The 24,740-nt window shown below is 68.6% G+C and carries 17 protein-coding genes; 9 read left to right on the top strand and 8 right to left on the bottom strand.

Translation table 11 applies throughout. From position 1 onward, the window contains the following. The first annotated feature begins 6 nt into the window (after window positions 1-6). Window positions 7-957, top strand: a complete 951-nt coding sequence (locus ASF77_RS06185) for a 2-hydroxyacid dehydrogenase (RefSeq protein WP_056336488.1) — start codon at window positions 7-9, stop codon at window positions 955-957. Here the strand turns inward: ASF77_RS06185 and ASF77_RS06180 are convergent. After that, a complete protein-coding gene (locus ASF77_RS06180) occupies window positions 954-2,342 on the bottom strand; it encodes a nucleobase:cation symporter-2 family protein (protein ID WP_056335920.1) in 1,389 nt (462 codons plus the stop codon). The two genes, ASF77_RS06185 and ASF77_RS06180, sit on opposite strands and share 4 nt — an antisense overlap. 66 nt (window positions 2,343-2,408) lie before the next feature. Here ASF77_RS06180 and ASF77_RS06175 point away from each other — a divergent pair, with 66 nt between their 5' ends. Beyond that, on the top strand, window positions 2,409-3,143 hold the full coding sequence (locus tag ASF77_RS06175; RefSeq protein ID WP_056335918.1) for a hypothetical protein: 735 nt from the start codon (window positions 2,409-2,411) through the stop codon (window positions 3,141-3,143). Here the strand turns inward: ASF77_RS06175 and ASF77_RS06170 are convergent. After that, window positions 3,140-5,608, bottom strand: coding sequence for an ATP-binding protein (locus tag ASF77_RS06170; protein ID WP_162244828.1), 2,469 nt, complete (start codon window positions 5,606-5,608; stop codon window positions 3,140-3,142). The genes ASF77_RS06175 and ASF77_RS06170 overlap by 4 nt on opposite strands. A gap of 339 nt (window positions 5,609-5,947) precedes the next feature. On the opposite strand from ASF77_RS06170, the gene paoA reads away from it, so the two are divergent. From paoA to ASF77_RS06150, 4 genes are read left to right on the top strand one after another with little or no spacing between them, the layout of a single operon-like run. Beyond that, window positions 5,948-6,649: an aldehyde dehydrogenase iron-sulfur subunit PaoA gene (gene paoA, locus ASF77_RS06165; protein ID WP_056335911.1), complete on the top strand. Its 702-nt coding sequence runs from the start codon at window positions 5,948-5,950 to the stop codon at window positions 6,647-6,649. Then, the gene (locus ASF77_RS06160) at window positions 6,646-7,599 is read left to right on the top strand and encodes a xanthine dehydrogenase family protein subunit M (protein ID WP_056335908.1); all 954 of its coding nucleotides are present in this window, start codon (window positions 6,646-6,648) and stop codon (window positions 7,597-7,599) included. Before paoA ends, ASF77_RS06160 begins: the two co-directional genes overlap by 4 nt. 4 nt (window positions 7,600-7,603) lie before the next feature. Beyond that, a complete protein-coding gene (paoC, locus tag ASF77_RS06155) occupies window positions 7,604-9,805 on the top strand; it encodes an aldehyde oxidoreductase molybdenum-binding subunit PaoC (protein WP_056335905.1) in 2,202 nt (733 codons plus the stop codon). Between the two features lie 50 nt (window positions 9,806-9,855). Further along, window positions 9,856-11,457, top strand: a complete 1,602-nt coding sequence (locus ASF77_RS06150; RefSeq protein ID WP_056335901.1) for a TerC family protein — start codon at window positions 9,856-9,858, stop codon at window positions 11,455-11,457. A gap of 46 nt (window positions 11,458-11,503) precedes the next feature. On the opposite strand, the gene ASF77_RS06145 is transcribed toward ASF77_RS06150, so the two are convergent. Next, window positions 11,504-11,782 (bottom strand): hypothetical protein, encoded by a 279-nt coding sequence (locus ASF77_RS06145; RefSeq protein WP_056335898.1) that lies wholly within the window; start codon window positions 11,780-11,782, stop codon window positions 11,504-11,506. Between the two features lie 310 nt (window positions 11,783-12,092). Next, window positions 12,093-13,670, bottom strand: coding sequence for an FAD-dependent monooxygenase (locus tag ASF77_RS06140; RefSeq protein WP_056335895.1), 1,578 nt, complete (start codon window positions 13,668-13,670; stop codon window positions 12,093-12,095). A gap of 234 nt (window positions 13,671-13,904) precedes the next feature. Here ASF77_RS06140 and ASF77_RS06135 point away from each other — a divergent pair, with 234 nt between their 5' ends. The 3 genes from ASF77_RS06135 (at window position 13,905) to cphA (ASF77_RS06125) (ending at window position 19,402) form a co-directional block, all read left to right on the top strand. Then, entirely contained in the window at window positions 13,905-15,089 is a 1,185-nt protein-coding gene (locus ASF77_RS06135) for a 6-phosphofructokinase (protein WP_056335891.1), read from the top strand. 120 nt (window positions 15,090-15,209) lie between these two features. Next, window positions 15,210-16,667 carry an iron-containing redox enzyme family protein gene (locus tag ASF77_RS06130; protein ID WP_082493581.1) on the top strand — a complete coding sequence of 486 codons (1,458 nt, stop codon included), beginning with the start codon at window positions 15,210-15,212 and terminating at the stop codon, window positions 16,665-16,667. A gap of 101 nt (window positions 16,668-16,768) precedes the next feature. Continuing rightward, window positions 16,769-19,402 carry a cyanophycin synthetase gene (gene cphA, locus ASF77_RS06125; RefSeq protein ID WP_056335888.1) on the top strand — a complete coding sequence of 878 codons (2,634 nt, stop codon included), beginning with the start codon at window positions 16,769-16,771 and terminating at the stop codon, window positions 19,400-19,402. A gap of 289 nt (window positions 19,403-19,691) precedes the next feature. Here cphA (ASF77_RS06125) and cphA (ASF77_RS06120) read toward each other — a convergent pair whose 3' ends face one another. The 4 genes from cphA (ASF77_RS06120) to ASF77_RS06105 form a co-directional block, all read right to left on the bottom strand. Further along, window positions 19,692-22,283 (bottom strand): cyanophycin synthetase, encoded by a 2,592-nt coding sequence (gene cphA / locus ASF77_RS06120; protein WP_056335885.1) that lies wholly within the window; start codon window positions 22,281-22,283, stop codon window positions 19,692-19,694. Beyond that, window positions 22,280-23,164 carry a cyanophycinase gene (locus ASF77_RS06115; protein ID WP_056335881.1) on the bottom strand — a complete coding sequence of 295 codons (885 nt, stop codon included), beginning with the start codon at window positions 23,162-23,164 and terminating at the stop codon, window positions 22,280-22,282. Before ASF77_RS06115 ends, cphA (ASF77_RS06120) begins: the two co-directional genes overlap by 4 nt. Then, a complete protein-coding gene (locus ASF77_RS06110) occupies window positions 23,164-24,072 on the bottom strand; it encodes an isoaspartyl peptidase/L-asparaginase (protein ID WP_056335879.1) in 909 nt (302 codons plus the stop codon). The genes ASF77_RS06115 and ASF77_RS06110 overlap by 1 nt, the downstream gene beginning before the upstream one ends. A gap of 143 nt (window positions 24,073-24,215) precedes the next feature. Then, window positions 24,216-24,671 (bottom strand): DUF2244 domain-containing protein, encoded by a 456-nt coding sequence (locus ASF77_RS06105; RefSeq protein ID WP_056335876.1) that lies wholly within the window; start codon window positions 24,669-24,671, stop codon window positions 24,216-24,218. Window positions 24,672-24,740: the final 69 nt, after the last annotated feature.

Raw genomic sequence — 24,740 nt, 5'->3', positions numbered from 1 at the left:
GCGCCCGTGCGGCCGAATATCTTACTCCTGGGCTCGGGCTGGGTGCCCGAAGTCGACGCGCTGCTCGACGCGCAATTCGAATGCCACCGCCTGGCGCAGGTACCACCCGCCGAACGCGCCGCCTTCCTCGCCCGCGTCGGCGCCGACATCCGTGGCGTCTTCACGACCGGCACCGCCGGCATCGACGCGGCCATGGCGGCGCGTCTGCCGAAGCTGGAAATCGTGGCCGTGCACGGCGTCGGCGTCGATGCAGTGGATTTCACGGCGCTGGCGCCGCGCGGCATCGCGGTCACCAACACGCCCGACGTGCTGACCGAAGACGTGGCGGATCTGGCGGTCGCCTTGCTGCTGGCCGCCAGCCGGCGCCTGCCCCAGCTCGACCGCTATGTGCGCGCCGGCGGCTGGGAAGCGAAGACGCCGCTGGCGCCTGGCCGCAGCCTGCGCGGCAAGGTGGCCGGCATCGTCGGCCTGGGACGCATCGGGCGCGCGGTGGCTACGCGCCTGGAAGCGTTCAGCATGCGCATCGCCTACTACCAGCGCAGCACGGCGGAAGTCAGCTATCCGCGCAGCCAATCGCTGCTCGAACTGGCCGCAGCCAGCGATTTCCTGGTGGTGTGCGCGCCGGGCGGTGCGGCCACGCGCGCGATGATCGACGGCGCCGTGCTCGCTGCGCTCGGGCCCGAGGGCACCCTGGTCAACATCGCGCGCGGCTCGCTGGTGGATGAAGCAGCGCTGGTCGCGGCGCTGCAGGCCGGGCGCCTGGGCGCGGCGGCGCTCGACGTCTTCGCCGACGAACCGCGCGTGCCCGCCGCGCTGCGCGAATCCGGGCGCGTCGTGCTGACCCCGCACGTGGGCAGCTTCACGATCGAGACGCGCACGGCGATGGGACGGCTGGCCGTGGACAATCTGGTGGCCCACTTTGCCGGCCGGCCGCTGCCGACGCCGGTGGTGCTTTAGATCCGCGCGCCTTCCTGCGGGTTCGCCGGCAGGAACCAGTTCATCAGCACCGCGCAGATGCCGCCCGTCGCCACGCCCGATTCGAACACGTTGCGCAGGGCGGATGGCATGTGGGCCAGGAACTCCGGCACCTGCGAGATGCCCAGGCCCAGCGCCAGCGAGACGGCGATGATCAGCAGGGCGCGGCGATCGAGCGTGACGCTGGCCAGGATGTTGATGCCGGCCGCGGCCACGGCGCCGAACATCACCATCGCCGCGCCGCCCAGCACCGGCTCCGGTACGGCCTGGATCACGCCGGCCACCGCCGGGAACAGGCCCAGCACGACCAGGAACAGGGCGATGTAGACGCCGATATGGCGGCTGGCGATGCCGGTCAGCTGGATCACGCCATTGTTCTGGGCGAAGATCGAACTCGGGAAGGTATTGAAGACGCCGGCCAGCAGCGAGTTCGCGCCATTGAGCAGCACGCCGCCCTTGATGCGGCGCATCCACAGCGGCCCCTCGACCGGCTCGCGCGAGATCTTGCTGGTGGCCGTGACGTCGCCGATCGCTTCCAGCGAAGTCACCAGATAAATGACGATCATCGGGATGAACAGCGACCAGGAAAAGTCGAGCCCGAAGTGCAGCGGGCGCGGCACCTGGAACAGCGGCGCCTCGTGCATGCCGCTGAAATCGAGCCGTCCCATCGAAGCGGCCAGCAGGTAGCCCACAGCGAGGGCGATCACGATGGCGCAGCTGCGGATCCAGACCACGGGAACCCGGTTCAGGCCGACGATCAAAGCCAGCACCACGCCCGAGAGCAGCAGATTCTCGCCGTTGGCGAAGCTGCCGTTCTGCATGGCCTGGAAGCCGCCGCCCATGCTTACCAGGCCGACCTTGATCAGGGTGAGGCCGATCATCAGCACCACGATGCCCGTCACCAGCGGCGTGATCATGCGCTTGACGTAAGGGAGGATGCGCGACACGCCCATCTCGACGAACGATCCTGCGACGACGACGCCGAAGATGGCGGCCATCACGGCTTCCACCGGGGTGCCGTTCTTGACCATCAAGCTGCCGCCGGCGATCAGCGGGCCGACGAAATTGAAGCTCGTGCCCTGCACGATCAGGAGGCCCGCGCCGAGCGGCCCGAAGCGGCGGCATTGCACGAAGGTGGCGATGCCCGAGATGACCAGCGACATCGAGACGATCAGGTTGGTGTCGCGCGCCGACACGCCCAGGGCCTGGCAGATCAGCAAGCCCGGCGTAACGATCGGCACGATGATGGCGAGCAGGTGCTGCAGGGCTGCAAGCAGGCCGATCAGGGGACGGGGACGGTCTTCCAGGCCGAGGATCAGTTCCGAGGCGGGCGGGGGCGTGACGGACGGCGGGGCTTGTGTAGTCATGGGGGAGGGCCGGGCAAAAAGCGGATTCTACAGGCTGGATGTGAAGGATGTGCTCCCGACGCGCCCGTGCTGGGTCCGGTGCTGGGCCTGCCGGCCATCGTCACCGTCGGCCAGGAAGTGACGGCCAGGCTCGGCTTCGTCGACAATTCCGCGCGCCAGACCCACACTGCGGTCGCCGACTGGGGCGACAGCTGCCCCACGCCGCATCCGCTGGTCACCGAGGCGAATGGCCGCGGCCAGGTGAGCCTGCGCCATACCTTCTGCGCGCCGGGCTTCCAGACCCTGGTGCTGCGGGTGACCGATTCGGGCGGCCGCACGACCGAGACGCGCCGCCAGGTACTGATCAACGCGCCGGGCGTCGCCGCCTTGAGCGGACGCGGCACCCTGGCGGCCACGCAGGCGGACGCCAAAGCGGGCAGGGCCCTGCAATTTGCGCTGTGGGCGCCGCTCGGCACGCAGGGCGGCTTGGGTTCGGCCAGGGCGGTCGTGGCGCTGAACCGGCCGTTCGCGTTCAAGAGCGAGCAGGTCGGTACTGTCTCGCGCAGCGGCGGCCAGGTGCGGCTGGACGGGACGGGGCGCTACAACGGCCGCCCCGGCTACCGGTTCGTGGTCGACGCCGTCGACGGCGGCGCGGCGCCGCACGCCCACCGCATGCGCGTGCGCATCAGCCACCAGGACGGCGCGGGGGAGGAGGTGGTCGACTACGACAGCGGCGCGCCTTTGACCGCGAAAATGGTCGCCGCCGCCGCCGCGGCCGACGGCCTGGCTGCGGTCGACGGCGAGCTCGCCATGAGCAATTAGGCGCCTGGAGCGGGTTCCTGTGCCGGCGCCGATGCCGGTGCAGGCACCGCGGCCAGGATGCGGTCGAGCTGCTCGAGGTCGGCCGGTTTCACCAGGTGGTGGTCGAAGCCGGCCGCTTTCGACAGCGTGAAGTCATGCGCCTGGCCGTAGCCGGTGAGGGCGACCAGCAGGGCTTGCGCGCCGCCGGCGTTCTGGCGCAGGCGGCGCGCCAGCTGGTAGCCGTCAATGCCGGGCAGGCCGATGTCGAGAATATAGGCGTCGACGGGGCCCAGCTCGGCCGCGTCCAGCAGCGACTGGGCGTCGTCGAAGAGGGCGATGCCGTGGCCGCGCGCTTCGAGCGCACTGGCGAGCGACGCGCCGGCGTCGCGGTTGTCATCGACGATGACGATGCGGCGCGGGGCCACCGGCTGCGGCTGGGCGCCGGCGCCAGCGCCTGCGGCGGCCTCGAGTGCCGGCGGCGCAATCAGGGGCAGCGCGATCGTGAAGCTGCTGCCTTGTCCCGCGCCGCCGCTGTCGGCGCGCACGCTGCCGCCGTGGTGGGCGGCAATGCTTTTCACCAGGGCCAGGCCGAGTCCGAGGCCGCCCTGGGCGCGGTCGGGCGTGCGTTCGCCCTGGGTGAACAGGTCGAACACGTGCGGCAGCAGGCTTGGGGCGATGCCGCTGCCGTTGTCGCGCACGGCGAGGCTGGCCTGGCCGTCGGCGAGCTGCAGCGTGACCTCGATGCGGCCGTGCTGCTGGGTGTACTTGGCGGCGTTGTTGAGCAGGTTCGACACCGCCTGGGTCAGGCGCGTGCGGTCGCCGCTGACCCAGGCGGGCTCGCCGTCCACGTGCACGTCGAGCGCATGGTGGCGCGCCTCGATGAGGGGCCGCGCCTGCTCCAGCGCGCTGTTAACGACCAGCTTCAGGTCGACCGGTTCGCGCGCCATCTGCACCAGGCCGCGGGTGACGCGCGAGACGTCGAGCAGGTCGTCGACCAGGTCGGTCATGTGGCGCACCTGGCGGCCGATGATGTCGCTGGCGCGCTTGACGTAGTCGGCGTCGTGGTGGCGCAGGCGCATCACTTGCGCCGCTGTGCTGATCGGCGCCAGCGGGTTGCGCAGCTCGTGGGCCAGCATGGCGAGGAATTCGTCCTTGCGCTGGTTGGCCTGGCGCAGCTCGTTCTCGGCCAGCTTCTGATCGTGAATGTCGGTGCAGGTGCCCATCCAGCGGATGATGCGGCCGGCGTCGTCGCGCACCGCCAGCGCGCGGCCCAGCACCCAGCGGTAGACCCCGGAACGGTGGCGCAGGCGGTACTGCACCTCGTAGGTGTCGCCCGTGGCCAGGCTGTGCGACCAGCGCGCCCAGGCTTCCTCGCGGTCGTCGGCGTGGAACATGTCGGCCCAGCGCTCGCCGTCGGTCTCGCCCGGCACCACGCCGGTGAAGTCGTACCAGCGCGCGTTGTAGTAGTCGTGGAAGCCGTCGGGCAGGGTCGACCAGACCATCTGCGGCATGGCGTTGGCAATGGTGCGGAACTTTGCCTCGCTGGCCGCCAGCGCGTCGGCATTGCGCAGGCGCTCGCTCGCGGTGCGCGTGCGTTCGGCCACCTCGCGCACCAGGGCGACGTCGTCCGGGCTCCATGTGCGCGCCTCCGCGCTGTTGACGTAGACCAGCGCCACCAGCCGGCCGTCCTCGATGACCGGGAGGTCGATGAAGGCGACCGAATCGAGTTCGGCCAGGGCCTGCGCGGCATGGGCCGTACGCGGATCGAGCGCCACGTCGTCGATCGCGACCGCCGCGCCGGCCCGGAGGTCGTCGATGAAATCGCCGAAGGCGCGCAGGTTGATCGTCTCGGGAAGGCTCGCCGCGCCCGGCAGCTGCCAGTTGCCGTCGAGGCGCACGGTCTCGTCCGCCGCGTTGGCCACCGCAAAGCCGACCCGGCTCGCTCCCAGCGTCTCGCCGAGGATGCGGCAGGCGCCGTTGACGATGTCCTGGGCGGCGGTCGCGTCGCGCACCATGTCGGTCAGCCGAACCAGCGCATCGCGCCGGGCTTCGATCAGCACCCGATCCGTGACGTCGGTGCCCAGGATGAAGATGCCATCGATGTCGCCGGCCGAGTTGCGCACCGGCTGCAGCACGAAATCGATGTAGCGCACGAGGACGGGGCCGCCGGGCTCCACCTGCATCCCGTATTTCGCACCGGAGGCGGTGATCGGAACCCCGGTTCGGTAGACCGCGTCGACCATGGCGACATAGCCTTGGGCGGCGACGTCATGCAGCACATCGGCCATGTTGCGGCCGATGACGTCGCGTCCCCCGATCAGGCGCTGGTAGCCCGGGTTGATGAACTCGAACTCGAGCTGCGGACCGTGCAGCAGCGCCATGAAGGTCGGCGCTTCCTCGAACAGCCCGGCAAATTCGCGCCGGCGCTCATAGTCGTGTCGGGTTCTTCGTTGGTGATCGGGATCCAGGGGAATCGATGCGTTCATCGTGGTGGCGCACTGCGCGGCAGGTGGAAAGAGGACATTCCGCCACGAAAACGGGCAGAGCGGGATCGGCGGAACCGGGATCATACCCTGCCTTGCGCCCGGCTGCCCACTTGCAGCTCTGCAGTATCCGCGGCCGCCAGGAATGCCCCCGATTGGTGCGCCGGACGCCTTTCGTGCCCCGTCGTGGCGCACCGGCACAGGGCGGGTCAACCGTGCCGCCCGCCCTCGAGAATATCTTTATCATAAGGCGACTTCCCGGACGGCCGCCGCGGCGCCCTTCTGGAAACCGAACCAACCCGGCCGCAGGACGCGGCCACAGACCAGAAGGCTTCGAAGAATATGGATGACCTGAGCGACCTGAAGCTCTCGCGGCGCGACCTGCTGTTGTCGAGCGCCGCCGCCGCGACCGCCGCCGCAATACCGACCGTGGCCGCGGCCCAGGCCAACGCGCCGCAAGCGGCGCAAACGCCGCCGAACCCGCCGCCGACGAGCGCCAGGACGACGCTGCGCGTGAACGGCCAGCGCCGCGAACTCACCGTCGACACCCGCACCACGCTGCTTGACGCCCTGCGCGAAAACCTGAAACTCACGGGCACCAAGAAAGGCTGCGACCAGGGCCAGTGCGGCGCCTGCACCGTGCTCGTCAACGGCCGCCGCATCAATTCCTGCCTGTCGCTGGCCATCATGCACGACGGCGACGAGGTCACCACCATCGAGGGCCTGGGCGCGCCGGGCAAGCTGCACCCGATGCAGGCGGCTTTCGTGAAGCACGACGGGTACCAGTGCGGCTACTGCACGCCCGGCCAGATCTGTTCGGCGGTATCCGTGCTCGACGAGATCCGCCAGGGCATCCCGAGCCATGTCAGCGCCGACCTGAACGCCAAGCCGCTGCTGAGCGTGGACGAGATCCGCGAGCGCATGAGCGGCAACCTGTGCCGCTGCGGCGCCTACTCGAACATCCTCGATGCGATCACCGAGGTGGCCGGCATGCCGGGATCGGGCAAAGTAGCGAGCACATCCGGCAAGGAGGGCAAGGCATGAAGGCATTTACCTACGAACGGGCGCGCACGCCCGCAGAGGCGGCTGCGGCCGCCGAGCGCCATCCGGGCTCGCGCTTCATCGCCGGTGGCACCAACCTGCTCGACTTGATGAAGCTCGAGATCGAGGCGCCGCCGCACCTGATCGACGTCAACGGCCTGAAACTTGACCGGATCGAGCCGGTCGAAGGCGGCGGCCTGCGCATCGGCGCCCTCGTGCGCAACACCGACCTGGCCGCCGACCCGCGCGTGCGGCGCGACTACGCCGTGCTGGCGCGAGCCCTGCTGGCCGGGGCCTCGGCCCAGCTGCGCAACAAGGCGACCACGGCCGGCAACCTGCTGCAGCGTACCCGCTGCCCGTATTTCTACGACACGAATCTGCCTTGCAACAAGCGCGTGCCGGGCAGCGGCTGTTCGGCGATCGGCGGCTATACGCGCAACCACGCGATCGTCGGCCAGAGCGCGGCCTGCATCGCCACCCACCCGAGCGACATGGCGGTGGCCATGCAGCTGCTCGATGCCGGCGTGGAAACGGTGCGCGCCAACGGCAGCACGCGGGTGATCCCGATCGCCGATTTCTATCGCTTGCCGGGCAACACCCCGCACATCGAAAACACCCTTCAATCGGGCGAACTCATCACGAGCGTGGTGCTGCCGCGTCCGCTCGGGGGCTACCACACCTACCGCAAGGTGCGCGACCGCGCTTCCTATGCTTTTGCCCTGGTTTCGGTGGCGGCGGTCGTCCAGAAGGACGGCAGCGGCCGCGTCGCCCTGGGCGGCGTGGCCCATCGACCCTGGCGCGTGCCGGCGGCCGACGCCGTCCTGGCGCGCGGCGCCGGGGCCACGACCGACACTCTGCTGGCCGGCGCCAAAACGACGGCTGAAAACGCCTACAAGGTTCCGCTGATCCGGCGCACGCTCGACAGCGTGCTGGTCGACGCAAAGAAAGGCTGACGGCATGAAATTCACCACTCCCGCCACCACCAACCCGATCGACCAGCTGAAGGTCGTCGGCAAGCCCACCGATCGCATCGATGGCCCCTATAAAACCAGCGGCACCGCGCCGTATGCCTACGAACAGCACGCGGCCGCCCCGAACGCCGCCTACGGCCACGTGATCGGATCGGCCGTGGCCAAGGGCCGGATCGCCTCGATCGACACCGCCGCCGCCAGGCGCGCGCCCGGCGTGCTCGCGGTCGTCACCTATGAGAACGCCGGCAAGCTCGACAAGGGAAAATACAACACGGCCCGGCTGCTGGCAGGCCCCGAGGTGCAGCACTACCACCAGGCCGTGGCCGTGGTGGTGGCCGAGACCTTCGAACAGGCGCGCGCCGCGGCCGGCCTGGTAAAGGTCGAGTACGTGAAGACCCAGGGCGAATACGACCTCAAGCGCGCGAAGAACAACGCCCGCCTGCCGAAGAAGGAGGAAAAGCCGGAAACGAAAACCGGCGATTTCGCCGCCGGCTTCGCCAACGCGCCGGTCAAGCTCGACGCCACCTACACCACGCCCGACCAGTCGCACGCGATGATGGAGCCGCATGCCTCGCTCGCCGTCTGGGAGGGGGACAAGCTGACCCTGTGGACGTCGAACCAGATGATCAACTGGGGCCGCCAGGACATGGCCAAGACGCTCGGCATACCCAAGGAAAACGTGCGCCTGATCTCGCCCTACATCGGCGGCGGCTTCGGCGGCAAGCTGTTCCTGCGCGCGGAAGCCCTGATGGCCGCGCTCGGCGCGCGCGCCGCCGGCCGTCCGGTGAAAGTCGCGCTGCAGCGGGCGCTGATGATGAACAACACCACGCACCGTCCGGCGACCATCCAGCGTATCCGCATCGGCGCCACGCGCGAGGGCCGGATTACGGCAATTTCGCACGAAAGCGTCTCCGGCGACCTGCCCGACGGCCAGCCGGAAACCGCGGTGCAGCAGACCCGACTGCTGTACGCCGGCGCCAACCGGTTCACCCAGCTGAAGCTGGCCACGCTCGACCTGCCCGAAGCGAACGCGATGCGCGCGCCGGGCGAGGCGCCCGGCATGATGGCGCTCGAAATCGCGATCGACGAGATGGCGGAAAAGCTGAAAATGGATCCGGTGACCTTCCGCATCGTCAACGACACGACCGTCGATCCGGAAGAGCGCTCACGCAAGTTCTCGCAGCGCCGCTTCGTGGAATGCATGCGCCAGGGCGCCGAGCGCTTCGGCTGGAAGAACCGCAATGCCACCCCGGGCAAGGTGCGCGAGGGCCGCTGGCTGATCGGCATGGGCGTGGCCTCGGCTTTCCGCAACAACATGAACATGAAGTCGGCAGCGCGCGCCCGGCTGGAAAAGAACGGCACGGTCACCATCGAGACCGACATGACCGACATCGGCACCGGCAGCTATACCATCATTGCCCAGACCGCGGCCGAGATGATGGGTCTGCCGATCGAGCGCGTCAGCGTGCGCCTGGGCGACTCCAGCTTCCCTGTGTCCTCTGGTTCGGGCGGGCAGTGGGGCGGCAACTCGTCCACGGCCGGCGTGTATGCGGCCTGCATGAAGCTGCGCGAGATGGTGGCCGCCAAGGCCGGCCTCGATCCGGCCACGGCCGAGTTCGCGGACGGCGCCGTGCGTCTCGGCACCCGTTCGATCCCGCTGGCCCAGGTCGCGCGCGACGCCGAGATCAGTGCCGAAGACATCATGGAATACGGCGACCTGGAGAAGAAGACCCAGCAATCGACCTTCGGCGCCCACTTCGTCGAAGTGGCGGTCGACTCCGCTACCGGAGAAATCCGGGTGCGGCGCATGCTCGCCGTGTGCGCGGCCGGGCGCATCCTGAATCCCAAGTCGGCGCGCAGCCAGGTGATCGGCGCGATGACGATGGGCGTCGGCGCGGCGCTGATGGAACACCTGGTAGTCGACAAGCGGATCGGCTTCTTCGTGAACCACGACCTGGCCGGCTACGAGGTGCCCGTGCACGGCGACATCCCGCACCAGGAAGTCGTATTCCTGGACGAGACCGACCCCATGACCTCGCCAATGAAGGCCAAGGGCGTGGGCGAACTCGGCATCTGCGGTGTGGCGGCGGCGGTGGCGAACGCCATCTACAACGCCACCGGCGTGCGCGTGCGCGATTATCCGATCACGCTCGACAAGCTCCTGTCCAAACTGCCGGCCTACGCATAGGCCGTACAAACGCGGGCCGCGCGGCCCGCACCTGAGGAGGCGATGTCGCAATGGAATGGTTATCGGATCCGAACATCTGGATAGGGTTCTCGACCCTGGTCGTCCTCGAGATCGTTCTCGGCATCGATAACCTGATCTTCATTGCGATCCTCGCCGAAAAGCTGCCGCCCGAGCAGCGCGACCGCGCGCGCCTGCTCGGTCTGTCGCTGGCGATGCTGATGCGGGTGGGCCTCCTCACCATGATTTCCTGGATCGTCTCGCTGACCGAACCCCTGTTCTCGGTCGGCGACCTGGCGTTTTCCGGGCGCGACTTGATCCTGCTGATGGGCGGCCTGTTCCTGCTGTTCAAGGCGACCATGGAATTGCACGAGCGGATCGAGGGCAAGACGGCGCACCGGGGCGGCGTGGTCGAATACGCGAGTTTCGGCGTCGTGGTGGCCCAGATCATCGCGCTCGACGCCGTGTTCTCGCTCGATTCGGTGATCACCGCGGTTGGCATGGTCGACGAACTCTGGGTCATGATGGCGGCCGTGGTCGTCTCCATGGGCGTGATGCTGTTCGCCTCCAAGACCCTGACCCAGTTCGTCAACGCCCACCCGACCGTGGTGGTGCTGTGCCTGAGTTTCCTCCTGATGATCGGCCTGTCGCTGGTGGCCGAGGGCTTCGGCTTCCATATTCCGAAGAGCTACCTGTACGCGGCGATCGGCTTCTCGGTGCTGATCGAGGCCTTCAACCAGCTGGCCGGACGCAATGTCGCCAAGGAAGAGGCGCGCCTGCCGCTGCGCGAGCGCACGGCCGACGCCATTCTGCGCATGTTGGGCGGCAAGGCCGAGCAGTCGGCCGGGCCCGGCGCCGCGGCGGTGGCGGCCCACAGCCAGGCCCAGGCCTTCGAGCCGGCCGAGCGCAACATGGTCAGCGGCGTGCTGAGCCTGTCGCAGCGTTCGATCCGCTCGATCATGACCAACCGCTCGGACATTTCCTGGATCGACATCGACGCCGACGCGGACGTGATCCGCGGCCAGATCATGGAGACGCCGCACAGCTTTTTCCCGGTCTGCAAGGGGCAGCTCGACGAGGTCATCGGCGTGGTGCGGGCGCGCGACCTGATGGCCGACCTGGCGGTCAGCGGGCGCATCGACCCGGCGCACGTGCGCACCCCGATCATCATGCCTGAGACCGGCGACACCCTGAAAGTGATGGAAACACTGAAACGCTCGCACGGCCAGCTGGTGCTGATCGCCGACGAATACGGCACGCTGCAGGGGCTGGTAACGCCGATCGACATCCTGGAGGCGATCGCCGGCGAATTCCCCGACGAGGACGAGCAGCCGGCCGTGGTGCAGCAGGCGCCAGGCCGCTGGCGCATCGACGGCGCGGCCGACCTGCATTACGTGGAACAGGAGCTGGGCATCGACACCCTGGTCAGCGAGAGCGACGACTACAGCTCGATGGCCGGCTTCATGCTGGAGCGCTTCGGCACGCTGCCGAAGGTCGGCGAACGCCTCGACGTCGACGACTTCAGCTTCGAGGTCGCCGAGGTCGAAGACCGGCGCATCGCCTGCGTGCTGGTAACCCGCATCGCGCGGCCGCAGGAGGCTGCCCGCGTCACCGGACGGGCCGGGCGCACGGCGCGCGGGAACGGCGCCCAATAGCTGAAGCTCCCATGCGCTTGAAGGCCCGCGCGCCGGCCCGTGGCGCTTACACCGGAATCGTCGAGGTGCCGCCGCCGGCCGCGCCGTAATTCTGCAGGTCGCCGAAGGGGAGGCGCCGCTCGTTGAGGGCGGTGAGGATGGCCTGCAGCTGCTCCTCGTCGGGCGAGATGTAGACGATCACCTGGTCGAGTTCGTTCTCGAAATAGGGTGTGTACGGTACGTCGGTCTCGGGCATGACCTTGGCGACGAAGCGTCCGTCCTGGAGTTCGGCAAAAACCGTGACGAGGGTGGCGGCGGTGGTGCTGTTGTTGACGGTGAGTTCCATGGTTCTCCGAAGGTTAGTGGTCAAATGGCGAATGCGGGTGCATGCGTGCGGACGGTGCCGCATTTGCCTCGATAGTGGAACGAATCCGGCTGAGGTGGCGCAGCTTTGCCTGCGGTTAATTACAAGCGTCGGGGATGAGCCGTAGGGTGGGCGGGGTAATTCAGGCCAATGGCCTGAATTACAAACGCCCACGCGGTGATCGTTGCGATGTGAATAGCCGCACGGCTGCAGCACCGTGATTTGGACGCATGGGCGGAGAATCGCCCACCCTACGAATGCTTCTTCATCGCCTGGGTTCAGCGCCGCGGCCTCACAGCCGCAACGAGTTCGTGCGCAGGTAGTCGTCGAGCACCTCGGTCGCCGCCGGCCCGGCGCCGACCGCAGCCGCCAGGCCGACATAGCTGTCGGGCCGCAGTAGGTAGAAGGCGTCTTCCGCCAGTCCGGCGTTGGCGCAGTCCAGGCTCCATTCGAACTGGCGCAGGGGCACGCCGTGGAGCGCGCACCAGGCGATCAGCTCGGGCCGGGCGCTGCCGTAGACATGGGCCTGCCAGCCCGGCCGCGTGCCGAAGTCCGTGCGCACCCCAAGGCCGGGGCCGCCGTTAGGCTTGACCGGGGCGAAATTGTCGCCCGTTTCGAAGCGTACCCAGGGCAGGCGGTCGCCGCCATGTACCTTGCCGGCGCGGCCGGCATTCAGCGGGCCATGCCGGTAATGCAGCACCGTCTGCGAGATGGTGCGGAAAAAATATTCGCGCGCCGCCGGCAGCTTGCCGACCAGGGGCATGATGCGCGGCACGATTCCGGTGCGGACGATTTCCGCCAGCGGGCCGTCGGCCGTGATGAAGCTGAAGGCGCGGTCGGTGGTGTCGACCAGGCGCCGCGCGAAGGGCAGGCGTTCGGCCTCGTAGGAATCGAGCAGGCTTTCGGCCGCTCCCCCCTGGACGACGGCGGCCAGCTTCCAGGCCAGGTTGATGGCGTCGCCGATGCCGGTGTTCATGCCCTGGCCACCGGCCGGGCTGTGGATGTGGCCGGCGTCGCCGACGAGGAAGGCGCGCCCGCGCCGGAACTGGTCGGCCACCCGATGGTGCACGCGGTAGGTCGAGAACCAGTTCACCATGTGCACACTGATCATCAGGTTGTCGATCGCGCGGCCGCTGACGTCGGAAAATTGCAGGGTTTCCGCGCGTTCGGCACGTTCGTCGCGCACGGTGCCGACCAGGCGCGCCTTTCCGCGCGGCGCGGTGGCGAACACGGCCAGGATGTCGGACTCGTCCAGGTCGAGGTTGAGCTCGCCGTTCAGGGCGGGACTGTCGCCTTCGATATCGGCCACATAGAACACCTGGCGGTAGGTGCCGCCGGGGAAGCCGACGCCCATGGCGTTGCGCACGCTGGAACGGGCGCCGTCGCAGCCGATCAGCCAGCGCGCCGCGCAGGTTTCCTCGTCGCCGTTCGCATGCGCCAGGCGCGCCTCGACATGGTCGCCGCGTTCCGCGTAGCCAGTGAGCGTGACCTTGCGCTCCACCTCGAGGCCGCCGGCGGCGAGCCGGTCGGCCAGCAGCCGTTCGTGCCGATCCTGCGGATAGATGTGCAGGAAAGGGTAGGGCGTGAGGTCGGCGCCGATCGCGCCCAGCGGGATGCGCGCCCGGTGTTCGCCTTCCGACCAGATGTTGAAGAACTGGATCGGGTGGCCGTCCTCCAGCACCGGTTGGGCGAGGTCGAGCTGGCGGTAGAGTTCGAGGGTGCGCGCCTGCACGGCGAGCGCGCGCGAGGTCGTGCCGGGCCCGCTTGCCGCGTCGACCAGGCGCACGTCCACGCCGAAGGCTTTCAGCCACAGCGCGAGCACCAGTCCGCTCGGGCCGGCGCCGACGATCAAGACTTCAGTTTCCCGCATGTCACACCTCCTCGTGCGCCTTGAGCGCAGGACGTCAGGACATCCTACGCCGGTCGGCTGACCGGCGTAGGATGGCGCGCGTGTCGCCGCGAGCGCGCGCCAAGTACGACGACCGCGTTGCGATTGCACCCGGAATCGTCCGTCCATGCCGCCCTTCCCATGCGTGCGCCGCGCGCAGGTACGGCCGCTCATCATGGGCGCACCAAAATCCGGCCGCGCCGGCAGGGAGACAAGATGAGCGCACATCCACAATTGAAATCGACGTCAGGGGCGCAGGCAGAAGCGGCGCCGGTCCGCCGCATCGGGCTGCTGACGGGCGGCGGCGACGCGCCCGGCCTTAACGGCGTGATCCGCGCCGTCGTGCTGGCGGCCACGCGCCTGGGTTGGGAGTGTCACGGAATCCGCGACGGCTTCAACGGCCTGCTCGCACCCGAGACCTGCATCGGCCCGCCCGTGCAGCGCCTGGGCGCGGTGGACGTGCATGCGATCGGCCACCTCGGCGGCACCATCCTCGGCACGACCAACCGCGGCAACCCGCTGCGCTACCCGGGCCGCGGCGCCGACGGCGCGCCGGTCGAGACGGATCGCAGCGGGGAGGTCGTCGCCCTGTGCCGCGCGCGCGGACTGGACGCGCTGGTGGTCGTCGGCGGCGACGGTTCGATGGGCATCGCGCAGGCGCTGCACGCCCAGGGCCTGCGCGTGGTCGGGGTGCCGAAGACCATCGACAACGATCTCGACCGCACCTTCTCCACCTTCGGCTTCGACACCGCGGTCGGCTTCGCCACCGATTGCATCGACCGCCTCCACACCACCGCGCACAGCCAGCACCGCGTGATGGTGGTCGAGGTGATGGGGCGCTACGCCGGCTGGATTGCGCTGCACGCGGGGATCGCCGGCGGCGCCCACGTCATCCTGCTCCCCGAGCTTCCCTACCGCGTCGAGGCGATTGCCGCCGCCATTGCCCAACGCGAGGCGGCCGGGCACCACCATGCGATCGTGGTCGTGGCCGAGGGCGCGCAGCCCGTGGGGGGCGAGCGCGCGGTGCAGGCCGGCGCGGAGGCGGGCCGGGCCGAGCGCCTCGGCGGCATCGGCGCGCGCCTGGAAGCCGAGCTTGCCGCCGCGACCGGCAAGGAATGCCGCAGCGTCGTGCTGGGCCACCTGCTGCGCGGCGGCAGTCCTTCGGGCTTCGACCGCGTGATCGCCGCGCGCTTCGGCGCGGCGGCGGTGCGTGCGCTGGCGGCGGGCGCGAGCGGCGTCATGGTCGCGCTCGGGCCCGAGGCGATCGAACTCGTGCCGCTGCGGGAAGTCGCCGGGCGCACCCGCACGGTGCCGGCCGCCGGCGACACCATCGCCACCGCGCGCGAGCTGGGCATCTGCCTGGGCGACGAGGCGCCGGGTGCCGGAGCGACGGGGGTGTGATCATTTTTATATTTTTGTAAGGCTTATCTTACATTTACGAAGCTTGCGTGCCGATGTGCGTTGCATAGTCCAGCCCGGATAATTCCGGTAATCATTCAATAAGATTGTGAACAACATTCCATGACGCCATCGCTCGTTACCGATGTATCCGAATCAGTCCAGTCCCGGCGCGACGCGGCGATCCCGCATCAAGCCGCCAAGGCGCTGTATTTCGACCTGTATGCCGACCCGCTGACCCATGCGCGCGCCGGCGAAGCCTTCCTGCGCGAGCAGATCGCCCGCGTGCAGGACATCCCGGCCGACCTGCCGCCGACCCTGGCCCAGCTCCCGGCCTGGATCGAGGCGCGCAGCGAAGCGGTCGGCATCCAGTACCGCGAATACCTGGCCGCGCGCAAGGGCGGCGCGCCGCGCCGTTATTTTCATAACCGCGCCCATGCGCTGAACTTCATCAAGTCGGTCGCGCCGACCAAGCTGGTCGACGGCTCCTGGCTGTATGGCCTGCTCAAGCACTGGGACAGCCCGGACTTCCATCCGCTGATCAAGACCTACCTGGAAGAGCTGGGCGAAGGCGCGCCGAGCAAGAACCACGTCACCATCTACCGTAAACTCCTGGCCACCCACGGCATCGAGGGTTGGGAAGAACTCGACGACGAGCATTTCATGCAGGGCGCGATCCAGCTGGCGCTGGGCCAGAACGCCGACCGCTTCCTGCCCGAGGTGATCGGCTTCAATCTCGGCTATGAGCAGCTGCCGCTGCACCTCCTGATCACGTCCTACGAGCTGAACGAGTTCGGCATCGACCCGTATTACTTCACGCTGCACGTCACGGTCGACAACGCGGCCACCGGTCACGCGCAAAAGGCGGTGCAGGCGCTGCTCGACCTGATGCCCCGCGTGGGCGACCGCGCCGCCTTCTACAAGCGCGTGCTCGACGGCTACCGCCTCAACGAACTGGGCGCGAGCACGAATTCCGTGATCGCCGACTTCGACCTGCAGGACGAACTGGTGCGCATCCTGGCGCAGAAGAGCACGGTCGGCAAGAACATGCACTCGGATTACTGCCGCGTCGCCGGCCGCTCGGTCAACGACTGGCTGGCCGAACCGGGCCAGATTCCGGGCTTCCTGTCGGCGATGGAATCGGCCGGCTGGATCAAGCGCGGCGAAGAGGTCGAGCACAGCCGCTTCTGGCGCCTGATCGAAGGCGAGCGCGCCGAGATGTTCGGCGTCTTTTCCAGCTACGAGCAGCAGGTGCTGCGCGACTGGATCGTCAGCGTACCGGGCAGCAGCGTCAAGGAAGAGCGCGTGCTGAGCCACCGCGCGCGCCAGCGCACCCTCGACAACCTCGGCCAGCACGCCGACCGCAGCAACAGCTTCCCCGAGCGCGGCCTGATCCGCCGCCGCGCCACCCGCGACAGCGGCAGCGAGAACGAACTCGCCCTGCTGGAGCAGCGCGTGGCCGCCGCCAGCGGCAAGGGCGAGGCGATGGCGCTGCTGCTCGAGCTGATGACGCCGGCCAGCCACCACAGCGCGGCCGGCCTGATGGCGACGCGCATGTACACCCAGCTGCTCGACATCTAGGACGCCGTACCACCGTTGTAGCTGGCCGTTGCGTTTGCTGAGAGCGCACCGGCCGCACCGATTCAGTAGCACCGATAATTCAAAATAATAGGGACTTTCTCGTGTATATCCTCGAACAACGATTCCTGCGTGGCCCGAACGTCCACGCGGATACCCCCTGCCTGCTCAGCGTGCTCGACCTGGAAGACCTGTACGGCGTCTCTTCGAAAGACATCCCCGGCTTCAACGACGCGATGCTCGAGGCCTTGCCCAAGCTGCACGGCCAGCTGCTGCCGACCGGGCAGCCCGGCGGCTTCGCCCAGCGCCTGCGCGCCGGCACCTATCTGGCGCGCGTGGTCGAACACGTCACGCTCACCCTGCAGTCGATGGCCGGCCCCACGGTCGGCTACGGCCGCACCCGTCCGGCCGCCGGCCGTCCCGGCCAGTACCGCGTCGTCGTCCAGTACGCCATCGAAAAGCTGGCCGAACCCAGCTTCCAGCTCGCCGTCGACCTGGTCACCGCGCTCGCCAAAGGCGAAGCCTTCGACCTGGAGCCGCGCCTGAAGGAACTGCGCTCGCTGGCGTCGCGTTATTCGATCGGCACCAGCACCGCGGCCGTGCTGGCCGCCGCCCACGAGCGCGGCATCCCGTATTCGCGCATCACCGACGAGGCCAACCTGTTCCAGCTCGGCTGGGGCTCGAAGCAGAAGCGCCTGCAGGCCACCACCACCGGCGACACCAGCTATGTCGCCGTGAAAATCGCCAGCGACAAGGACCTGACCAAGGCCTTGCTGAAGGAAGCCGGCGTGCCCGTGCCCGAAGGCGGCACCGTCACCACCGTCGAGGACGCCCAGCGCATTGCGCGCCGCCTGCGCGCGCCGGTGACCTTGAAACCGCTGGACGGCAACCAGGGCAAGGGCGTCACCACCCGCTGCGAGACGCCGGAGGAGGTCGAGAAGGCCTTTGCATTCGCGCGCGAATACGGCCGCCGCATCATCGTCGAGCGCTTCGTCGAAGGGCGCGACTACCGCGTGCTGGTGGCGGGCGGCCGCATCGCCGCGGCCTCCTTCCGCCGTCCGGCCCACGTCGAGGGCGATGGCGTCAGCACCATCACGGAACTGGTCGAGATCGAGAACCAGAACCCGGCGCGCGGCTCCGGCCACAGCAACGTGCTGACGCGCCTGTCGCTCGACGCCCATGCCGAGGACATGCTGCGCCGCCAGGGTTATACGCCCGATTCGGTGCCGGGTGCGGGCGTCTGCGTGGAATTGCGCAGCAACGCCAACCTGTCGACCGGCGGCACCGCCGAGGATTGCACCGACCTGCTGCCGGAATCGACGCGCGCCCTGTGCGTGCGCGCCGCCGCCAAGATCGGCCTGGACGTGGCCGGCATCGACATCGTCTGCCGCGACATCACCGTGCCGCTGGACGAGCAGGGCGGCGCCGTGATCGAGGTGAACGCCGCGCCGGGAATCCGCATGCACCAGCACCCGAGCCGGGGCGAGCCGCGCGACGCCGGCGAAGCCATCGTCGACGGCCTGATGGGGCGCTCGAACGGACGCATTCCGGTCATCGCCGTCACCGGCACCAACGGCAAGACCACCACCACCCTGATGATCGCCCACGCCGCGCGCGTGGCCGGCCTGGGCACCGGGGTCACCACCACCGAAGGCGTGTTCGTGAACGGCAAGCGCCTGGTGAAGGGCGACTGCACCGGTTATTGGTCGGCGCGCACGGTGCTGTCGGCACCGGACGTCGACTTCGCCGTGCTGGAAACGGCGCGCGGCGGCATCCTGAAACGCGGCCTGGCCTTCGACCAGTGCGACGTCGGCGTTGTGCTCAATGTGGCGGCCGATCACCTGGGCCTGGACGGCGTCGACACCATCGAAGACCTGGCGCAAGTCAAGGCGGTGGTCGCATCGTCGGCTTCGAAGGCGGTGGTGCTCAATGCCGAGGATGCCTTCTGCGTCTCGATGGTGCGGCGCGCCAAGCCGGGCGCGGAAATCATCTTTTTCTCGATGGACGCCGAGAATCCGATCCTGCTGAAGCACCTGGAGGACGGCGGCCGCGGCGCCTACCTGCAGGACAACGCCATCGTCGTCGCCGACGGCAACCTGCACCAGGAACTGATGCGGGTGGAAGCGATGCCGGCCTCGTTCGGCGGCCGCGCGCGCTACAACATCGCCAACGCGCTGGCCGCGGCGGCCGCGCTGATGGCCTCGGGTTTTTCGAACCTGCAGATCGCCGACGGCCTGTCGACCTTCGTTTCCGACAGCAAGACCAATCCGCTGCGCACGAATGTCTTCGACGTGCGCGGCGTGACCGTGATCGTCGACTACGCCCACAACCCGGCCGCCTACGTCGCCCTGGCCGAAATGGCGCGCGCGCTGCTGCCGGGGCAGCTGGTGGGCATCGTTACCGCGCCGGGCGACCGCCGCGACAGCGACCTGGTGCAGATCGGGGAAGTCTGCGGCGAGCGTTTCGACGAGCTGGTGGTGTACGAGTCGCAAAGCCGCGGGCGTCCGGTGGGCGGCGCGGTGGATCTGATCATCGAGGGCATCGAGAAGGTGATCGGGCCCTCGGACACGACGCACCGCGAGATCGAGGTCGACAAGGCGATCCGCCTTGGCCTCTCGCTGTGCCGCGCGGGGGACGTGCTGGTGTTTGCCTGCGGCTCGTCGCTGAAGACCTTCATCGATGCGTTGCGGGTGGACGATCCGGAGAGTGCGGATCGGATCGAGGCGCAGGCGGCGTGATCGTTGCCGGCGAGTGAAGAGAACCCCGCGGTGTGCGGGGTTTTTTTTGTGCCCTTGAAGGTTGCACGTGGTTCGATCGAGCGAGCGGGGAACGCGGGCATGCCCGCCCTACGGTAAGCCGCCGCAAGAGATTTCGGTCGAGACCCCGTACGTTACACGACAGCCGCAGTGAAAAACAAGACCATGGTGCACCGTAGGGCGGGCATGCCCGCGGATGTTCGTCGATCATTCGGACGGCGTAAAAAAAACGGCCCTCGCGGGCCGCTTTCGTGCCCAACAAACCGAGCGCTTACACCGCCTCCGCCTCGATCCGACGCGCGATCTCCGGCTTGGTCGGCCGCAGCGCCTCGGTCAGTTCCGAGATCGACGAGCCGCAGCCGAACACCAGCACGTCGCCCGGCTGGCACAGGGCCAGGCCACGGCGGATGGCGCTGTGGACGTTCAGTTCGAGCGAGAGCTTGTCGTGGGCGATGCGGCCCAGGCGCGCGCCTTGCGCGAGCAGGGCGGCCACGTCCCCATCGGCGCGGCCGCGGTTCTCGGTTTCGTACACGATCAGTTCGTCGAAACCGGCGGCGCAGGTGCGGCCGATGTCGATGAGGTCGGCGTCGCGGCGGTCGCCCGGGGCGGCGACCACGCCGACCACGCGGCCCGGCGTCATCGCGCGCGCCGTTTCCGACAGCGCCGCGTAGGCCGCGCAGTTGTGGGCGTAATCGACGATCACGGTCACGCCTTCGACGTCGAACAGGTTCGAGCGCAGCGGATTGTGCTTGCTGTCGGAGACGAAGCTGCACATGCCCGCCACGATCTCGGCGTTGCCGAAGCCGGTGGCGGCCAGGGCGGCCGTCGCGGCCAGCGCGTTGGCGATGTTGTAGCGCGCGCAGCCGTTCAGCGACACCGGCATGTGGCGCACGTCGAGCAGGGCCTCGTGGCGCGCGCCGGTGGCCAGCACGACGGTGTTGTCCTCCAGGTAGACGCCGCGGCCGCCGCGCTCCAGGTGGCGCAGCAGGGTCGGGTTGTCGGCGTCGAGCGAGAAGTACATGACTTCGACCGATTCCTGCAGATCCTTGGCCATCGCCACGCAATAGTCGTCCTCGGCGTTGAGCACCACGGCGCGCGAGGCGCGCTGGGCCACCACCGCCTTGACCTTGGCCAGTTCTTCGATGGTCTCGACACCGTCCAGGCCCAGGTGATCGGAGGACACGTTCAGCACGATCGAGACGTCGCAGCGGTCGTAGGCCAGGCCGCGTTTCAGGATGCCGCCGCGCGCCGTTTCCAGCACGGCGAAGTCGACGTCCGGCGCGGTCAGCAGGCTGCGCGCCGAATGGTAGCCGGTGCAGTCGCCTTCGCGGATCATCTGGCCGTCGACGTAGACGCCGGAAGTGGTGGTGACGCCCGTACGCAGGCCGGCCAGGCGCGCCGTGTGCGCGACCAGCAGCGAAGTCGTGGTCTTGCCGTTGGTGCCGGTAATCGCGATCACCGGGATGCGGCCGTCGTCCTGCCCGAACAGGGCGTCGACGATGGAGGCGCCGGCGTCGCGCGGCGTGCCGCGGCTCGGGAACTGGTGCATGCGAATGCCGGGCGCGGCGTTCACTTCGATGATGCCGCCGTTCTGCTCGCGCAGCGGCTGGGCGATATCCTGGCAGATGACGTCGATGCCGGCGACGTCCAGACCGATCGTGCGCGCGGCGCGGATGCAGATGTCGCGGGTTTCCTCGGGCAGCAGATCGGTCACGTCTTCGGCGGTGCCGCCGGTCGACAGGTTGGCGTTGCCGCGCAGGTCGACGCTCACGCCGGCCGGGACGACCGAATCGAAATCGTAGCCCTGTTTCGCCAGCGTCTGGGCCGCCAGGTCGTCCATCGGAATCTTGGTGAGGATGTTGGTATGGCCTTCGCCGCGCGCCGGGTTGCGGTTCTCGACCTCGACCAGTTCGCGCACGGTCGAGTGGCCGTCGCCGGTGACGCAGGGCGGACGGCGCCACGAGGCGGCGGCGATCTTGTTGCCGGTGACGAGCACGCGGTAGTCGCGCCCGGCCAGGAATTCTTCCACGATCACGTGGCGGCCGTACTTGCGCGCATGCGCGAACGCCGCTTCGACTTCTTCCGGCGTGGTGCAGGTGGTGGTCACGCCCTTGCCCTGGTTGGCATCGAGCGGCTTGATCGTGGCCGGGCCGTTCAGGCGGCGCGCCACGCGCTGGGCCTCGGCCAGGGTGGTGACGGTGGCGCCGCCCGGTACCGGCACGCCGGCCTGCTCGAGCAGTGTCTTGGTGAGCTGCTTGTCGCTGGCGATGCCGACCGCGATCGAATTGGTGGCGCCGGTGATGGTCGCCTGCAGGCGCTTCTGCTTCGAGCCCCAGCCGAGCTGGAACAGGTTCGCTTCGTCGGTGATGCGCAGGGCCGGGATGCCGCGGCGGAGGGCGGCGTTGACGACGGCGCCGGTGCTGGTGCCGATCGCGTAGTCTTCGGCCGTCTCGTGCAGCTGTTCGATGGCGGGCGCCAGGTCGAAGTCCTCGCCTTTGGCGAGCGCCTTGATCATGGCCATGGCGTGGTCGAGCGCCTGGCGCGCGACCTGTTCGGTGCGGTAGCCGCAGACGGCGCGGCGCGCCTCAGGCTTGCGTGGCAGCTCCAGCGTCTGGCTGAAGTCGGCCGGTGCGCCAGCCAGGCGCTGCAGTTCCATGACGACCGGCTCGACGGCTTCGGCGGCCAGGGTGATCTGCGACAGGCGCGCCGCCACGTCGAGCGGCAGACCCGGGAGCAGGGCGAGCAGGCGTGCGCCGAACCCGGGCGCGAGCGCGAGGCCGTTCGAGTCGACGACGGCCATCAGGCAGGGTGCGGCGGAGAAGAGATTCGGGCCGCGCAGGAAGCGTTGTTCGATGATTCTCATGAGATCGGGTTCCGTTTTGTGACGTTTTCTAAAAAATCGCGCAGCGAGGGCGACATCGGCTTGGCCAGAGGCTCATCCTCGGTCGGCAGGTAGAAGCGGCTGCCTGCCGGCAGCAGGTGCAGGCGCACGTCGATCAGTTCCGGCGTGGCGCGTTCCTGGATGTCGGCCATGTTGGTGTCCATCGTGCGGCCGTCGACGATCGTCACCGAGCCTTCGCCCAGCACTTCGATCCCGCGTCCGCGTTCGACGACGAGGGCCGTGTCCTCGTCGATGCCGATGCCCTGCAAATACGGGTTCTGCGCCACCACCGACAGCAGGCGCGAGAGGCGCTGGCGCTCGGAGAAGTGCTGGTCGATGACGACGCGGTGCAGGAAGCCGAGACCGGCGGCCAGGCTGACCGCGCCTTTTTCCGGCAGCAGGTCGGTCTTGCCTTGGGCGAGCATGTGGCCCGACATGGCGGAGGCGCCGGCGCTGGTGCCGCCGATGCAGGCGCCGCGTACCTTGAGGGCGGTGTGCATCTCGGCGTCGAGCGCGGTGCCGCCGATGAGTGCCAGCAGGCGTTTCTGGTCGCCGCCGGTCATGAAGATGCCGTCGGCCTCGGCCACCATGCGTACCTTCTCCTCGTCGTTGGCGTCCTGGCGGCTGGTCAGGGTCAGATGGCTCACCTGGCGCACGCCGAGGTCGCCGAAGGCCTGGTCGTAGATGCCCCACATCTCGTCGGCGATCTTGCTGGCGGCGGTGATGACGACGATACGGGCGTTCTCGCCGCCGGACAGCTCGACGAAGCGGGTCAGGATTTCCTTGCCGTACTGGCGGTCTTCATGGCCGCCGATGATGACGAGGTGGCCATGCTTTGCGGTTTGATGCGGTTCAGTTTTCATTATTTTTCGATGATGGCGGTTGGCATATGGGTATTGCTGCAGGAAGCGGCTTCGGTTTTCGTCACGCCGATCAGGCCCGTGTCGACGTCCTTGTCGATCAGGTCGATCCTGCGCTGGAGCGCCTGCCGAAGGGACTGGCCTTGTTCGAGATAGCCATAGACGGTGCGTGCCAGCATGTGGCGCACGATGTGCTCGCCCACGCCGGTGGCGGCGATCGCGCCCAGCGGGCCGGCATAGAAGCCGCTGCCCATGAGGGCGGTGTCGCCGACGCGGCCCAGCAGGGAAGGGGCCGAGCCGCCGGTCGAACCGGCCACGGCGAAGTGGCCGTCGGCCCCGCGCACGACGGCGCCGACCGTGTCGTGGGCGGCGCTCTTGGGCAGCTGCAGCGGCGTCTTGTAGTTCCAGAAGCGTTCGAACATGCGGTTGTTGATGCCGGGCATGACCGGCACCGAACCGGCCAGTTCCTTCAGCAGCTGTTCGTGTTTTTTGCGCTGGGCCGCGCTGATCGGCCTGGCCTGCTCGAGGCCGAGCGCGCGCGCCAGGCGGTCGGCGCCTTCGCCGGCCAGCAGCACGTGCGGGGTGTCGGCGACGGCGCGCGCGAGCAGGATCGGGTTGCGCACGTCGCGCACGCCGGCGACCGCGCCCAGACGCCCGCGCGTGTCCATGATCGAGGCATCCATTTCGATGGTGGCGCCGTCCAGGCAGAGCACCGAACCGGTGCCGGCGTTGAAACGCTCGTCTTCTTCGAACACCATCACCGCGGCGATCGCCGCGTCCAGCGCGTCGCCAGTCTCGATGCACTGCGCGTGGCCGCGTCGTGCGGCGCGCTCGCAGCCGTCGGCGTAGTCCAGCGGTTCGCCCGCGCCGCCGTGAACGACGATGGCGAAACCTTGATCCGTGTTGCTCACTCGCTCTTCCTCTCTATTCGTTGCCTTTACGCTCGTGACGCTTGGCATATCTAATAGACAATTATGCAAAACCGGATAGAAAACACCTATCGGTTGTACAGCCGCGTGAATGTAAGAAGAAACTTACAACGAAGACAACATTTTTAACGGAGGCGGGCGGGGTGGCCGCGCATGGCGCGCGCCAGCTCCAGCGCTACCTGCTGGCGGATCGCTTCCGACACATAGCTGCCGATTTCGAGGGTGGCGCCAGGCGCCTCCAGCCGGATCAGCTTTTGCACGCGTGGCAGGGGCGGAGCGATGCGGGTGCGGGTCGGATCGAAGCGGTACTGGCTGCGACGCCCGGCATCGATGCGCTCGACCAGCAGGCTGCGCTCCGTCAGCGCGATGCGCTCGACGTCCAGCGCGTGGCGCGCGTAATGGAGAAGGGCCCAGCCCACGGCCGCCATCTCGAGCAGGGCAAAGGCGAGCACGATCCAGATACCCTGCACCAGGAAGAACAGGGCGATGCCGAAGGAACCGGTGCACAAGAGGATGTAGGCGGCGGCCGACTGGCGCGGCGTCAGCGAGCAGTTGCGCTTGAGGATCCAGGTATGCGTCATGGCAGGCAGCCGGAACCGGCGTGGGCGCGGCCGGGATCGAGGTTGGTGGGCCGCTTCATTATAGGAAAG

Source organism: Massilia sp. Leaf139 (assembly GCF_001424165.1).
Classification (GTDB): domain Bacteria; phylum Pseudomonadota; class Gammaproteobacteria; order Burkholderiales; family Burkholderiaceae_D; genus Telluria.
The sequence above is the reverse complement of the archived record's forward strand: the minus strand, read 5'-3'. Positions and strand labels throughout refer to the sequence as shown.